Source organism: Aphanizomenon flos-aquae FACHB-1287 (genome assembly GCF_014698755.1).
GTDB lineage: Bacteria > Cyanobacteriota > Cyanobacteriia > Cyanobacteriales > Nostocaceae > Dolichospermum > Dolichospermum flosaquae.
In genome coordinates this window covers 44,656-58,960 of record NZ_JACJTO010000004.1, presented here as the reverse complement: position 1 = coordinate 58,960, position 14,305 = coordinate 44,656, and the positions used below count along the sequence as shown (strand labels likewise).

At 37.2% G+C, this 14,305-nt stretch carries 13 protein-coding genes; 3 read left to right on the top strand and 10 right to left on the bottom strand.

Translation table 11 applies throughout. The features are described 5' to 3' along the window. Positions 1-22 precede the first annotated feature (22 nt). The 9 genes from H6G44_RS03195 to cobA all read right to left on the bottom strand — a co-directional run bounded on the left by H6G44_RS03195 (position 23) and on the right by cobA (position 9,210). Positions 23-991, bottom strand: coding sequence for a hypothetical protein (locus H6G44_RS03195; RefSeq protein ID WP_190384938.1), 969 nt, complete (start codon positions 989-991; stop codon positions 23-25). 10 nt (positions 992-1,001) lie between these two features. Next, positions 1,002-1,247: a hypothetical protein gene (locus H6G44_RS03190; RefSeq protein WP_190384939.1), complete on the bottom strand. Its 246-nt coding sequence runs from the start codon at positions 1,245-1,247 to the stop codon at positions 1,002-1,004. 577 nt (positions 1,248-1,824) lie between these two features. Next, the gene (locus H6G44_RS03185; RefSeq protein ID WP_190384940.1) at positions 1,825-2,292 is read right to left on the bottom strand and encodes an Hsp20/alpha crystallin family protein; all 468 of its coding nucleotides are present in this window, start codon (positions 2,290-2,292) and stop codon (positions 1,825-1,827) included. 457 nt (positions 2,293-2,749) lie between these two features. Further along, positions 2,750-4,048 carry a hemolysin family protein gene (locus H6G44_RS03180; protein ID WP_190384941.1) on the bottom strand — a complete coding sequence of 433 codons (1,299 nt, stop codon included), beginning with the start codon at positions 4,046-4,048 and terminating at the stop codon, positions 2,750-2,752. A 304-nt stretch (positions 4,049-4,352) separates the two neighbouring features. Continuing rightward, entirely contained in the window at positions 4,353-5,636 is a 1,284-nt protein-coding gene (locus H6G44_RS03175) for a DHH family phosphoesterase (protein ID WP_190384942.1), read from the bottom strand. 730 nt (positions 5,637-6,366) lie between these two features. After that, positions 6,367-6,864, bottom strand: coding sequence for an HNH endonuclease (locus H6G44_RS03170; protein WP_190384943.1), 498 nt, complete (start codon positions 6,862-6,864; stop codon positions 6,367-6,369). A gap of 169 nt (positions 6,865-7,033) precedes the next feature. Beyond that, positions 7,034-7,642, bottom strand: coding sequence for a dephospho-CoA kinase (gene coaE / locus H6G44_RS03165; RefSeq protein WP_190384944.1), 609 nt, complete (start codon positions 7,640-7,642; stop codon positions 7,034-7,036). After that, a complete protein-coding gene (locus tag H6G44_RS03160; protein WP_190588913.1) occupies positions 7,639-8,436 on the bottom strand; it encodes a uroporphyrinogen-III synthase in 798 nt (265 codons plus the stop codon). The genes coaE and H6G44_RS03160 overlap by 4 nt, the downstream gene beginning before the upstream one ends. A 54-nt stretch (positions 8,437-8,490) precedes the next feature. Continuing rightward, positions 8,491-9,210 carry a uroporphyrinogen-III C-methyltransferase gene (cobA, locus tag H6G44_RS03155; protein WP_190588912.1) on the bottom strand — a complete coding sequence of 240 codons (720 nt, stop codon included), beginning with the start codon at positions 9,208-9,210 and terminating at the stop codon, positions 8,491-8,493. 214 nt (positions 9,211-9,424) lie between these two features. Here cobA and H6G44_RS03150 point away from each other — a divergent pair, with 214 nt between their 5' ends. Then, the gene (locus H6G44_RS03150) at positions 9,425-10,120 is read left to right on the top strand and encodes a response regulator transcription factor (RefSeq protein ID WP_190384945.1); all 696 of its coding nucleotides are present in this window, start codon (positions 9,425-9,427) and stop codon (positions 10,118-10,120) included. A 374-nt stretch (positions 10,121-10,494) separates the two neighbouring features. Here H6G44_RS03150 and H6G44_RS03145 read toward each other — a convergent pair whose 3' ends face one another. After that, positions 10,495-10,776 (bottom strand): Npun_R1517 family heterocyst differentiation transcriptional regulator, encoded by a 282-nt coding sequence (locus tag H6G44_RS03145; protein WP_190384946.1) that lies wholly within the window; start codon positions 10,774-10,776, stop codon positions 10,495-10,497. Between the two features lie 769 nt (positions 10,777-11,545). On the opposite strand from H6G44_RS03145, the gene ndhM reads away from it, so the two are divergent. Further along, entirely contained in the window at positions 11,546-11,902 is a 357-nt protein-coding gene (gene ndhM, locus H6G44_RS03140) for an NAD(P)H-quinone oxidoreductase subunit M (RefSeq protein WP_190384947.1), read from the top strand. 210 nt (positions 11,903-12,112) lie between these two features. Beyond that, entirely contained in the window at positions 12,113-14,248 is a 2,136-nt protein-coding gene (locus H6G44_RS03135) for a protein phosphatase 2C domain-containing protein (RefSeq protein WP_190384948.1), read from the top strand. Positions 14,249-14,305 lie beyond the last annotated feature (57 nt).

Here is a 14,305-nt window from a genome sequence, read left to right as displayed (position 1 = left end):
ACTTTAACGCACCTTTTTCATTTCATTTTTGGGCGACCATATTCATATCCCACGTATACAAACCAATTTGGTTGGGAACTCTCACAAATCGACCTGTACGATGTCCTCTAGATAGTTCATTAAGAACTTTATTTTTGACCTCTTTGACTTCTTCGACATCAAGGTATCCATAAATGCCATTAACTATCTCATTAACATTGAAAATTCGTCCTGCATTTTCTTCTAGAAACAAGGTCAGAGCATCAATGAGAAATTGACCATCAAATTGTGCCAACATCGATACTGTTTTCATCTGAGGTTTGATGAAATATTTGTTGGTTCTGGTGGATTTAGTCCCTTTGGATGTTCCCCTACTAGAAATCGGACCTAGGGAATTTAAATCTAGAGTATAACAACCAGGTTCATTGGGAATTGATGACCAATAACCGCTTTCTCTCCCTTGTGTCAGAGATGATTGGACTCTACCTTTAACAACTTTAAAAATTGTCGACTCTAAATCACCATATAGCGATCGCACAATAAAGTCTATATGACAGACAGTTCCCACATATTCTTGTAATAGCTTTTTGAGTGCTTCCATGCGACTCATATTTCCATAGTGAGCCAGCATGGGAATATCTTCTCCCTTACCGACATAATGACGACGCTGAAAGGGAAAATTACCGGAGTTCTTGATTTCAGAAAGGGGATGATTGACGTTAAAAGAGTCTGATTTAGGAATTTCCAAGGGTGGAGACTCCAGATATTCTATATTAGACCTGTGATCAGAAGACAACAATAATAATGAATCTTCTTTATCAACCTTAACTTGTGCATTCTCATCAGCATAAGACCAAGTAGATAATAAAGATTCTACATTATCTAATTGTGATCGCGCCTCTATAAATAGACGTTGGTACTTTTGCACGAGACCGCCATAGTAATCTCGTAACTCTAACAACGGTGTAATAAACCCATCCGGTGGTGCTTGTAATTGTCCTGGAGAATTCATAGCAGTTAACTCAACCTAAATCTATATTGCTAGTATAAGTCATGGCTCTAGGCTTGCTAGGTGTAGATACCTGGAGTGATTTTTTAGGAGGTTGGGGGGGACGACAACTTTCACAATATAAAGGGCGTGTTCCGAAAGTTTCCCGCTTTGTCGCTTGATTGCATTCTTTACAAACAAAGTGGAAAACCCGCGTATGAATACGCCTCTTATGGGCTCGGACAGTATACTCTCTCACATCAATTACTTTTGTTGCCATAATTAATAATTGCTAATTTCGATCCTCTTTATATAGCTATTCAAGCAAATGAAACTGTATCAGTATGTGTTTTCATAGAAGTTTTCCAAAAAATCAGAAAACCCTATCTAAGTCAAAAATACAAACTGGTACTTTTGATATATTAACAGTGACTGAGACATATTTGCCCATACCCTACATAAAAGTATGAAAAGAAATATAAGACAATTTGTCGAACTCATCACCCCTAAATAAAAAAGTGCTTTTTAGCATATATTCTAATAATTGTCCTGGGAATCAACTATATAACTAAAGACATATTTTTAGGTACATTTTTGCGGATACTTTCAAGCATGATTCGGTGATCATGAATATGATCTTCCCTCTGTGCTGATCCAAAAAAATGAAGGATGAAATGATTATACAACCCTTCACCCTTCCTGATTCAGCCTGACAAAAAGCATCCAGCCTCCAAAAATAGGACAAATAAGCAACAGAGAGACGGAAGTGTATATTTTCCTGGACTCACACCCTAAGCATTAGTACCAACTATCCGTACCCTAGATAAAGTCCATAACCGAAAGCTGAATGCTCTCAACTAACCAAGACGAACTTTTACTGATCTATGTTTCTGAGATTCGGCTTTAGGAATAGTTAAACGGAGAATTCCATCTTTATATTCTGCTGCTACTTTTTCATTGTCAACAACCGCAGGTAAGGCAATTACTCTTTGAAACTTGCCATAACGGAACTCTGAACGAGTTATACCTCCCTCCTCTTTGGTAATTTCTGATTTCCGCTCACCGCTGATAGAAACTGACTCAGGAGTGACTTCGACATTAAGATCCTTCGCTTCTAAACCTGGTAGTTCTATTTTTAACTTCAAATCGGTATCGGTTTCTGCAATCTCAGCGGGAGGAACAAATGTTAAACCCACTGCTTCACTGGCATCAGGTGGTAACAATTGTTCAAACAAACGGTCCATTTGCTGACGGATAATACTCATTTCTGGGAATGGTTCCCAACGTTCCATTTCCCGCAACGGATTCCAACGTACAAGTGTCATAACTATGTCCTCAAAAATTCACTATTGGACTTTTTGATTTGGTAAGACTGAATTTTAAGCTTCTGATTTGGTAAACAATAATACTACTGGTAAGGTTCTTACCTTCTAACTTCCTGAAGCTTAATCTTTAGCTTCCCAATTAAATAATAGCGCTAGAAAATTAATTGATGACAATTCGGTTTTATAGATATAACCGTCGTAATAACCGTACTATTTAGTAAATAAGTAGACTGGAGTCAAAAATTGTATAGCAAGGGAAGAATAAAAGGTAAATAAGGTGCAAGAAAAATGTGATCATAGCATCAAAAATTGTTCAATTTTCCAGACTTGATATTACTTCTAAATCCTCCTGATAGCAAAGCGTGGCGTTAGCCATAATCCTGAACTCCTTTCCAAAAGATTCAGTATATACTAATATGGCTTCTACAGAGGTAGCTAAAATATCTAGATAGTGGGGTCAGACGGTGGGTACAACTAGCACCTTATCAACCCGATTTCCGTCCATATCCATCACTTCAAAGCGCATACCATCCCATTCAAAATGATCCGCTGCTGTGGGAATCCTTCCTAAATGGGTGATCACAAACCCACCTAATGTTTGATAATTTCCTCTCTCTTCATGTCCCAACTTGTCAAGACTAAATAGTTCTAAAAACTCTTCTATTCCTAACATTCCATCTACCAACCAAGAACCATCCTCCCGTTGTACAGCTTGAGGTTCTTCTTGTCCTGGTTCTGCGGGGACATCACCAACTATTTCACTCATTATATCATTCAACGTGACTAATCCCTGAATGACACCGTATTCATCTACGACTAAGGCCATGTGAGTCACAGTTTGCTTGAATAATTCCAAAACCTTTAAACCCCGCGTGCTTTCTGGGACAAACACAGGTTGACGTAATCCCAGAGTCAAGTCTAAGGCCTCATTGCGTAAACTTCTGGCTAATAAATCAGTTACAGGAATAATCCCCAGAACGTTATCTAATCCTTCCTGACAAATAGGATAGCGAGAATAGCTACTTTCGGCCATTTTCTGGCGGTTTTCTTCTGGAGGATCTTCCAAGTCTAACCACACTATATCAGGTCGCGGTGTCATAAAAGAAGTAACTGGGCGATCGCCTAACCGGAAAACTCTCTCAACCATATCCTGTTCAGCTTCCTCGAATGTCCCCGCTTCCGTCCCTTGTTCTATAAGAATTTTAATCTCTTCTTCCGTAACTTGGGGTTCAGCAGAGGGGGTAATTCCTAAAATTCGCAATACCACATCCGTGGAAGCACTTAAAAGATACACTATCGGTGAAGCTATTCTTGCTAAAGCCCGCATAGGAACAGCCACCAAAGCAGCAATTTTTTCAGGGTTATTTAAGGCCAGACGCTTGGGTACAAGTTCACCCACAATCAAGGAAAAATAGGTAATTAGTAATACTACAATCCCAAAAGCGATCGCATTACTATAACTAGCCAAAAATGGAACTAGTTTGATATAATCTTCCAGTCTTTTGGCAATTGTAGCACCACCAAAGACACCATTGAGAATATTAATCAGTGTAATTCCTACCTGAACAATAGACAAAAAATGGTTAGGAGATTCTGCAAGTTTTAATGCAGCTTTAGCGTTAATATCTCCTTGATTAGCTAACTGTTGTAGTCTGACTTTCCGGGACGAAACTACAGCCATTTCCGACATAGAAAACACACCGTTGGCAAAAATTAGCGCCAAAATTGTTAAAATTTCAAACGTTAAGGAAGGCATTTTAAAAATTGCTGTTATAAAGAATAAAGGCTCTTGAGTACATCATAAGCAAAATCTGAACAAAAAAATATCATAAAGTTTGCTACATATAATAAATAAGCCTTATATTTGAACATAATGGCAAAATATTCAATATTTCCCTGTTCTCTTTCAATGATCGATCATTTAGCATAACAAGTAACATTCATTACTAAGCCGCCAAAATCCTCCACTTTTGTTAACTACATCAACTTGATTTAATCATAGATTATTTCAGGGGTTCAGCGCTGCTAAACCCTAAACCAATCAAGTTTTCTAATTTAGCTTAAGACTGAATTGGATTATCTCTAGGATTCACCAATCTCAATAATTTTTGTTTGATTTGTGCATCAAAAACATCCCATTTTATCTTAGCATAAGATGAATTTTCATTACCACCAGACAAGAAACCCATTGGAATTTCAAACCCCCCCGCACCTGTTCTTCCACCACCAAAAAACCGCCCAGCGCTATCTTGTCCAAAGGCTTCTTTAATAAATTCATCAGGATCTAGAGTCAGTTTTGTAGTTCTTAAAGAACCTATTACTACTTCTAGTTCATCATCTTCATCATGAACAATTCCATAAACTACCGCAGTATGTACATTTTCCTCCGTCACCAGAAAATCAGCAGCCTGGGGAATTGCATCTCGGTCATCATACCGCAAATAACCAACACCAGCTATGGAAAAGTTATTTTGAACAATGCGGTTTTTAAGTGACCTCTCGATCACATCCATCACCCGTTTAGAACGATTTGCTTGTAAAATAGCATTTAGTAACTGAGCATCATAAAATTTGCTCAAATACCCAGCAGCCATAAAATCTTCTTCCTGGGCTTGCATTAATCGATTTGTATCCGATCTTAACCCGTGCATTAAAGCTGTAGCACATTTAACGTGCTGGCTAATGCTATTATCTAAACTTAATAACCCCACTTGTAAGTATTGAGTAAAAATTGTGGCTGTAGCTCGTACATAAGGACGAACATCAACAAATTCTGACTTCAGTTCCCCCTGCAAACTATGATGATCTACTAATACAATTAGCGGAACTCCAGCTTGTTGGATTGCTGGTAACAATTGAGATGTAGTTCCCTGGTTGTCAATTAACACAAATCCTTGATAGCATGACAAATCCTTATTTTTTAAGGTTTGCATCGTCCAGCGTTGAGCCGGTAAATTTGTTAACTTCACCAAAGCAATATTTTCTTGGTGGCTTAAAGTTCCCGCATAAACAATATCACACTTGATATCATACTGTTGAGCAATTAACTGATAAGACCAAGCACACGAAAGAGCGTCTGGATCAGGAAAATCCTGGAGAATAACTAACTGACGTTCATGACGATGTGCACGCAGGGTCTTCTGTAACTCTTCTGATTTTTGAGTCGCTAAAGAACTACTACGCTGGACTAAATACATACCTCCATCACCATTTGATGACGGTAAGGAAGTTCGAGGTGGAAGTTCAATTAGCTCTTTCTCTTTCTGTTTCTCTATTTCCTCCGGATTAGGTTCCGTGGTCAATGATAAACTCTCAAGTTGAGAAGGCGGATAATTTACGTACATAAGTAACCGTATTTCTAAGCGTGGAAAGACTGTATTTCTAAGTGTAGCCTGTGGGGTTCCTCATTCAGATATAATCCAACCGATAACTAGCTTCCAAAGCTACATAAGACTTGGCAAAAATCTAAAATTAATCATTTTGGCACTTTTTAGGCTGGCCTATTTTTTCGTCAGTTACACCCGCTATAAGTGCTACAGAAATACTGAAATTAAGTAAGGTTTAGTTCTTCGAGTATAAACAACCTCATTATTTATGGCTTTGTCTAAATACGCAGATTTTCATGAAAAAAATTTGATAATTATCTTGAATATTTACTCGACTTGTGTTATGCTGATTATTCTGTGTGCAAATTGATATTTCAATTTCTTAGTGGCAGGTCGTCTACTCCTAATTGTAACAAATTATGAGTTAACAACAAAAAATATCTATATATAGTAGTTTCCATGCTGGTGAGGTACAAAGTTTTTTTGTGTAAAGGAGCGATGTGTACTTGATTAGATTGGAAAACCATATATCTTTGGTAAGAAAATACCCACTCGGAAAAGTAAGGTTATGAGTCGCTTTGGACATGAAAACATCAGCCTAGTGGAATCCTCCCATAAGCTGTAGTCATCACTACCCAACACAAGCCACAACCCCATTTGCGGCTACTGCTATTGACTTTAATTAGTCAAACAGCCATATCCACAGGTTAACTTTGTCCTGAGTTTTTGTAGTTAATTACTAGTAATATCAAAGACCTATCACATACTTTTGCCACTCCTGATGAAGTCCACTTTTCAAATGTTTTGTTACCTCAAAGTAGAGACTGCTGTAAGGTTGGCGTGGCAAATGACGCAAAGGCATTCGCGCCTCCAAAGGAGTACGACAACCTTTTTTGACATTGCAGCGTACACAAGCAGTAACAATATTCTCCCAAGTATCCTCCCCACCTCGTGATTTTGGCATCACATGATCTAGGGTTAACCCTTCTCCTGTGGCACCACAATATTGACAAGTATGACTATCACGATGCAGAATATTCCTCCGAGTTAGAGGAATTTCCATATAAGGAACGCGGACATAGTGGCGCAACCGGATGACGGTCGGCATCGGAAAATCCGAGTAAAGGAATTTACCGTTGTATTCTAAGCGTTCAGCCTTGCCTTTAATCAACAACACGGTGGCACGTCGCCAACTGGTGATATTGAGCGGTTCGTAAGAGGCGTTCAGGACTAAAACCTTCCTCATGAATCTGCGCTTAAGGTATTAGTTTTACCCATAATAACACAAATCGACTCCGCTGGGGATATGAGAATAATTTATACTTTTTTGGTTTTTGATCCAGACCCGATACTTTTCCCGCAAGTCTGGGTAGTTGAAAATTCACGATAGTCTGGGGGAAGTTCCATATATACAATTATTTCAGTTCTAGGAGTATTGAATCCCGCAACATAATTTGATCTATTTGTTGTAACAGCGATTCTAAACTGGCAGAATTATCTAAGACTACATCAGCACGAGCAATTTTTTCAGTAATAGATAATTGACTATTAATTCTGGCTACTGCTTGTTCTGTGGTGAAATTATTTCTTTCTATTAATCGCTGTTGTTGCTGTTGTGGGGAACAAGATACAACCCAAATTTGATTAACTAGATTTTCTAAATTAGCTTCAAATAATAGAGGAATTACTAAAATTAAAGTATGTGCAGATGATTCATTAATAGCTTGGGAAAACCGATTTCTCACATAAGGATGAATTACACTTTCTACCCATTGACGTTCTTCTGGTTGATTAAAAATGATTTCTCCTAATTTAGCTCTATTTAAATTACCATCACTTAAAATGATTTCTGTGCCATATTTTTCGGTAATTTGTGACAAAACAGGAGAACCTATAAATACGGCATCTCTTGCATAAATATCTGCATCTAAAATCGGTAAATTGTAAGTTTTAGCTAAATAATTTGCAACTGTACTTTTACCGGTTGCAATTCCACCTGTTAAACCAATTAAGTTTTTATTCATTGGTGATTAGAAAATTTAATTATGGCATTTTTTAACCCTTCTAAAGTATATTCTTCTGCTTCAATATCTACTCTTCCAAAGACAGTTTGACAGGTTTTTGAAGTTTGGGGACCAATGGAAGCTATACAAATTCTGGCAAAATTTTCCGGGTTGTATTTAAATATACGCGCTGTTAATTGGGAGAAAAATAGAACCGTTTTAGAACTAGCAAAGGTAATAATATCTACCGTATTATTAACTAAAGCATATTCAGCCGCAGCCGGGATACTTTGAGGACAGCAAGATTCATAAGCAGGAACTTCAATTACTTCTGCACCTTTGGCTGTTAATTCCTTAACTAATACTTCCCTTCCTCCACTTTCAACTCTGGGAAATAATATCTTTTTACCTGTTAGTGATTCGGGAAAGTTTTCCACTAAAGAATCAGCAATAAAGTTAGGAGGAATAAAATCAGCTTGAATATTTTGTTTTTGTAAAATTTGGGCTGTTTTTTCGCCAACAACGGCAATTTTCACACCTGATAAAGCATTTTTATCTTGACCGGATTTTTCTAATCTTTGGAAAAAGTATTCTACACCATTACTAGAAGTAAGAACTAACCAATTAAAGGTTGATAACTGCGAAATTTCCTGATCTAAAGCTGACCAACTGCTAGGAGGTCCAATTTCTAAAGTTGGCATTTCTATAACATTAGCACCTGCGGAGGTTAAGCGATCGCTAAATTGATTTGATTGTCCCACAGAACGGGTAACTAAAATGGTTTTTCCCAGCAGGGGAGAAAGATTATAATTCACGGTTGACCCTCAATTTATATTAACAATTTTTGGTTTTGATGGCTATTTTGTATATTATATATAATCTCGTAGTCGCACAACTTCACCAATAACTATAACTGCGGGAGATAGAGATAAATCAGCGGTTTGTGCGAGGATATTTCCCAATTCTCCTATCCAGACTTCTTGACTAGATGTTCCAGCCCAACGGATAATAGCAATGGGAGTAGAAGGAGATTTTTTATATTTTATCAGTTGATGGATGATTTCTGGTAAATTTTTTCCCCCCATCAAAATTACTAAGGTTTCCAAGCTTGCTAATGCTTGCCAGTTTAAACTTTCTGGTTCATGGGCAGTACAGACCGCAAAACAACGACTAAGAACGTTATCAGTGAGGGGAATTCCTGCTAATAATGGTGCAGCTAATGCCGAAGAAATTCCGGGAATGATTTCAAATTGACAACCTGCTTTTTTTAAAGCTTCAATCTCTAAAATACAACGACCAAATATTAAAGGATCTCCTGATTTTAGTCTAATAACTTGTTTTTTATCTAAACAATATTTGACGAGTAAATTGTTAATTTCATTTTGGGAAGTGCTGATTTTACCACCACGTTTACCAACATCTATTTTTAAACAATCTATAGGGACATAATCTAATAATTGACTATCAACTAAAGCATCATAGACCAGTACCTGGGCAGATGTTAACAGACGATAGGCTTTGACAGTTAAATATTCTACATCTCCTGGCCCTGCACCAACGAGGTAAACTTTACCTATTTCTCCAATCATATTTATTACTTACTATTAATGATTTGTAATTAAGTTTTGCCATATAATTTTATATTTAAATTCTTTAATTGTTGGACTTGATCATGTAAGAATTTAGCCCAGCTTGGCCCTGATAATATTTTATTCAGGAAATTACAAAGTTTTTCCCCGCCCTAGTAGTCAATACCCACAAATTTCGCTATGTTAGATAAATGTACACCTATAGGAATTTTCAATGTCAGCACAACTGTTACTGGTAGATGACGAACCGGGGTTACGGGAAGCCGTGAAAGAATACTTACAAGAAAGCGGTTTTAGGGTTCAAACTGCCAGTAACGCCCGCGAAGGTTGGGACTGGATGCAGCATAGTACACCTGATTTAGTGATTTCTGATATCATGATGCCTCAGGTGGATGGCTATCAGTTCCTCAAACAAATGCGAGATGATCCCCGCTTTCAAGCCTTACCAGTGGTATTCTTAACCGCTAAAGGTATGACTTGCGATCGCATTCAAGGCTATCATGCAGGTGTTGACGCTTATCTTCCTAAGCCCTTCGATCCTGACGAATTAGTTGCCATAGTCGAAAATCTACTAGCGCGTCGCAGTGCCCAAAGCCCCACAACCAAAGAAGACAGCGAAACCCCAAATCTTGCCGATTTGGCTAATCAAATCGCTCAAATTAGAATACTATTGACTCATCGAAGTTCTATATCTCAATCTCCAGCCCCTTTTAAAATAGATTTAACGCCTAGAGAGCAAAGTGTTTTAAACCTGGTAGCAGAAGGATTAATGAACAAAGAAATTGCCCGGCGCTTGGAAACCAGCGTCCGCAATGTCGAAAAATATGTCAGTCGTCTATTTAGTAAAACTGGTACTAATAGTCGTACAGAGTTAGTTCGTTTTGCCCTAGAACATGGTTTAGCCAATTGACACTCCCCACGATCAGTCGACGGGGCTATAAACTCGACTTTTCGTAGCTAACACGATAAAAGCAAACTGTGTCAGGAAATATAAAATCGCCTTTTGCCTTTTCCCTCTTCCCTCTTGCCTTACTATAACGACAATTTTTAACGCCAACCTACTTACATCTACTAGCGATCAAAGTTGCCCGGTAAAAAAATAAAAACTGGTAAAATACACCTGTATGAATTTGCTGCCGAAACAGCACTAAGACGAGAATATTGTAGACGTAATTTTACGTTTACGGGCAGACTCCTTATGAAGTAAAACAAGTAGAAGCAGACTTTTAAGACTTAATCTTGATAACCTTACATGAACTGGAAATTATGAAAATAACACAAATACTATTGAATAGTATCCGCCGAATTGCGTAACCGCATCATTTGGCGACGCATTTGTGGAGAGGCTTTAAACTCGGAAATCTCCTGAGCTTTAACAGATGCCTGTAAAGTTTCTAAAAAATCATCAGATCCTTCAGTTAAAGCCTCTAGTAATACTTGTAACAGTTGCTCACGATCACTCAAAAGACTCTTTTCCTCAATTAGGCGGAATTTAAGGTGAATTTCACACTCATAAACACCTACTTCGGAGTTATTTATTGGACGTGGTAATACTTTAGAGTTCATAGTTTTCAAGATTCTTTTACTTAGTGGTCATGCGGGTGAGGAACTAATATCTCCAGAAAAATTCCTTATATTTTTTTATACTTCTGTGAATACAAAGTTTTTCAAGATCGGAATTTTTTCCCATCTATAAAACTGCATTCTATTCTACCCCCTGATCTTGTTTCAGTTAAATTTTGCTATGTTTTTGATGTTTCTTTACTAGTTATGGCATACCTTAGCCATAAACTATTATTTAGTTTTTGATATCTCATGCCATGAAGTTTCCATAAACAACTAATTAGACCCTGTTAAAGGTTTTTACATCAACTTGTGGAAAACGTCAAGAAATATTATTTTTTACATTTTTTCACGAGAATACTTAAGCATTTGTACTGAAGATGCTCCCTTAATTAATGCAATTTATGACTGTAAAAAATTTACTAATTGGCAGAAAATCCTATTAAGTCACGACAATATGAGTACATTTACATCAGAAAAAATCAGAATCAGCAAGAAAATCAGAAAATCTTTCGCAAATAGCCACCTCAAGTAAAGATCAAGTGAGAGCGCTATAAATGACACAAAATCAACTTAAAGAATTATAACGAATTACGGATAAGTGAAATACAATGTTAAAATTAGAACTAATATACAACTGATATTGTTTTGGCTTCTGACTGGGTAAATTAATCCCGGTATTTTAGACTTTAGATTCATTTCTGCTGTAAGCTCGAACATAGCAGTTAAAATAATTGCAGTGTAATTCAGCCAAATTCTTACACCTAAATTCATGGATAACCTGATGCTGCTCAAGTCCACAACCCGTCATATTCGCATTTTTGCAGCGGAAATGGACAAAGATGAACTGATTCCAAGTAATCATGTCTTAACATTGGATATAGATCCAGATAACGAGTTTAACTGGAATGATGATGCTTTACAACAAGTTTATCGTCAGTTTGATCAACTGGTAGAAGCGTTTAGTGGTGAAGATCTCACAGATTATAACTTGCGCCGTATTGGTTCAGACTTAGAGCATTATTTACGATCGCTTCTACAAAAAGGCGAAATTAGCTATAATCTCTCTAGTCGGGTTACTAACTACAGTATGGGATTACCCCAAGTAGCAGATAGCAACAATCAATAAATGTAGTATTTACCTAGTCCTGGCGAATATAATTCGCCGGCTATGTTAATTTTTAGTGGTAAATCCAGAATTAGTTCTGCTATGGCTACATATTATCACCACAATCAAGGTTATGATAAATTTGTGTCTTACCAAAAATATCGGTGGTGGTAACTACTGCCACCAAATACTGTTAAAGAAAATGCCAATTGCAGAATAGGTGAGGAAACTATGGAAAATGATGTGGTAACGCTGTGCTGCCCCAAAGAATATTGTCAATTTGCTAATCCCCTCACCAATAAATTTTGCGAGAAGTGTTCCACACCCTTACCTAAGCGTTATCTCTGGGCTGTGGATAGTGATTTCAGCCATTGTCAGCCTGGATCTATTTTAGATGATGGCAGCGATCGCTATTTAGTTATTAATAAATCCATACTTTTAGATATCAAACCTGGTTTATTGCCCCAAATGCCTGAATTAGACGATTTAGAGCAAATTAGACCTTACTTAAAACTAATTCCCTATCGTTGTCATGTACCTCAAGTGTATGGAGTCCTCAATGGTCAGTCCAAGCAAGAAATATTACTATTAGAAAAACCACCATTAATAATTGATACAGATATCACTCAAGTAAGTTTATGCAGTAGTTTAGATACAGCTTGGTCTGATGCTTCATCAATCCGTCAAATTCATTGGCTGTGGCAATTAGCTAATTTGTGGCAGCCTCTAACGCTTGCTGGAGTATCATCTACCCTCCTAGATCCTTATGTATTAAGAGTGGAAGGAGTATTAATTCGCTTCTTAGAATTGCGTTTTGATGGAGAAAAACCAGGGAAATTATCCCAATTAGGAGAATTTTGGCGGAAACTACTCAAAGATGCCAAACCAAATATCGCGCCATTTATTCAACAAGTTTGTGAGTTTCTGATTCAGGGGGAAATTAACTCCTCCAGCGAATTAATTCAAGTTTTAGACCAAGGATTGAGGCAATTAGGAAAATTCCAAACTACTACTATTAAAATCTGTACCAAAACAGACCCCGGACCTAGCCGTCCTCGGAATGAAGATGCCTGTTATCCCCCCAGCGATGGTTTAATAACTAAAATGTCGCAAGATAGGGATTTAGCAATTGTTTGTGATGGTATTGGTGGACATGACGGGGGCAGTGTGGCTTCTAATTTGGCAATTAAAACCATGGAACAGGAAGTCGAAGAACTGACTTTAAATGGGCATGACGGGATAATACATCCTTTCATGGTACTTTCTGGTTTAGAACGAGCCGTAGCAACCGCTAATGATGAAATCAGTGAGCGTAACGATAAGGAAAATCGGCAAGGACGACAAAGGATGGGAACAACCATTGTTATGTCCTTATCTATTGATCATGAAATATATATTGCCCATGTTGGTGATAGTCGTGCCTATTGGATTACTGCTTATAGTTGTTATCAAGTTACTTTAGATGATGATGTTGCGTCCCGTGAGGTTCGATTAGGATATTCTCTTTACCGAGAAGCATTACAACACAGGGGATCTGGTTCCTTAGTTCAGGCTTTGGGAATGAGCAAAAGTACGTCACTACATCCCACATCTCAACGCTTTATTATTGATGAAGATGCTGTTTTTTTACTGACATCTGATGGTTTAAGTGATTTTGACCGAGTGGAAGAATCTTGGGATACGGAAATATTACCTCTGTTGTCTGGGAAAACAAGTATAGAAAATGTTGCCCAAAGATTAATAGAAATTGCTAATACTAAAAATGGACATGATAATGTTACTATTGCTTTAATACATTATCATGTTGAATATTCTGAACCAGATATAACAATTGCAGTAGATCTTTCTGGACTTTTACCCAGTACAGAATTAGATATTGGTGACAATAATGATGGTTTTATTAATAATCAAAAAACTAAAGTTATGGTGGAAAATAAAACCACCAAAGTTTACCCAATACCATTACAATTGTTTGTGATTTTGGGATTAAGTTTATTAGCTGGTTTATTAGGATATTGGTTTAAACTCCAACTTAAATCACCAACAATATCCCCTCCAACTAATGTTTCTGGTCCATTTCCACCTGCACCTACGCAGATCAATTTAGATAATCTTTCTCCTAATGCGGTGATTGAAGCGAATAGTTCTATTATTATAAATAACAAAACTTTTTCGCCTAAAAGTCTTTTTGAAGTTCAAGTTATAGAGAGAAAAGCAAGTACTAATGCTGAGGATGATCGAGAAGTAGTTTTGCGCGTTTGTGAAAAATCCAAACCAGCTTCAAAAATAATTAAGGTTAGCTTTTCTGAATTGCGAAATTTGGATGTCTCTGTTATACAGTCAAATCAGGATTCATGTAAAAAATGAATTGGATAGTAAATGTACCTAAAATCACTTGTTAGTTGTCGTTTGTCAGTTACAGCA

Excerpts from the sequence above, each read along its gene's own strand:
- H6G44_RS03195 (WP_190384938.1), bottom strand. The coding sequence starts at position 991 with ATGAATTCTCCAGGACAATTACAAGCACCACCGGATGGGTTTATTACA.
- H6G44_RS03190 (WP_190384939.1), bottom strand. The coding sequence starts at position 1,247 with ATGGCAACAAAAGTAATTGATGTGAGAGAGTATACTGTCCGAGCCCAT.
- H6G44_RS03185 (WP_190384940.1), bottom strand. The coding sequence starts at position 2,292 with ATGACACTTGTACGTTGGAATCCGTTGCGGGAAATGGAACGTTGGGAA.
- H6G44_RS03180 (WP_190384941.1), bottom strand. The coding sequence starts at position 4,048 with ATGCCTTCCTTAACGTTTGAAATTTTAACAATTTTGGCGCTAATTTTT.
- H6G44_RS03175 (WP_190384942.1), bottom strand. The coding sequence starts at position 5,636 with ATGTACGTAAATTATCCGCCTTCTCAACTTGAGAGTTTATCATTGACC.
- H6G44_RS03170 (WP_190384943.1), bottom strand. The coding sequence starts at position 6,864 with ATGAGGAAGGTTTTAGTCCTGAACGCCTCTTACGAACCGCTCAATATC.
- coaE (WP_190384944.1), bottom strand. The coding sequence starts at position 7,642 with ATGAATAAAAACTTAATTGGTTTAACAGGTGGAATTGCAACCGGTAAA.
- cobA (WP_190588912.1), bottom strand. The coding sequence starts at position 9,210 with ATGATTGGAGAAATAGGTAAAGTTTACCTCGTTGGTGCAGGGCCAGGA.
- H6G44_RS03150 (WP_190384945.1), top strand. The coding sequence starts at position 9,425 with ATGTCAGCACAACTGTTACTGGTAGATGACGAACCGGGGTTACGGGAA.
- H6G44_RS03145 (WP_190384946.1), bottom strand. The coding sequence starts at position 10,776 with ATGAACTCTAAAGTATTACCACGTCCAATAAATAACTCCGAAGTAGGT.
- ndhM (WP_190384947.1), top strand. The coding sequence starts at position 11,546 with ATGGATAACCTGATGCTGCTCAAGTCCACAACCCGTCATATTCGCATT.
- H6G44_RS03135 (WP_190384948.1), top strand. The coding sequence starts at position 12,113 with ATGGAAAATGATGTGGTAACGCTGTGCTGCCCCAAAGAATATTGTCAA.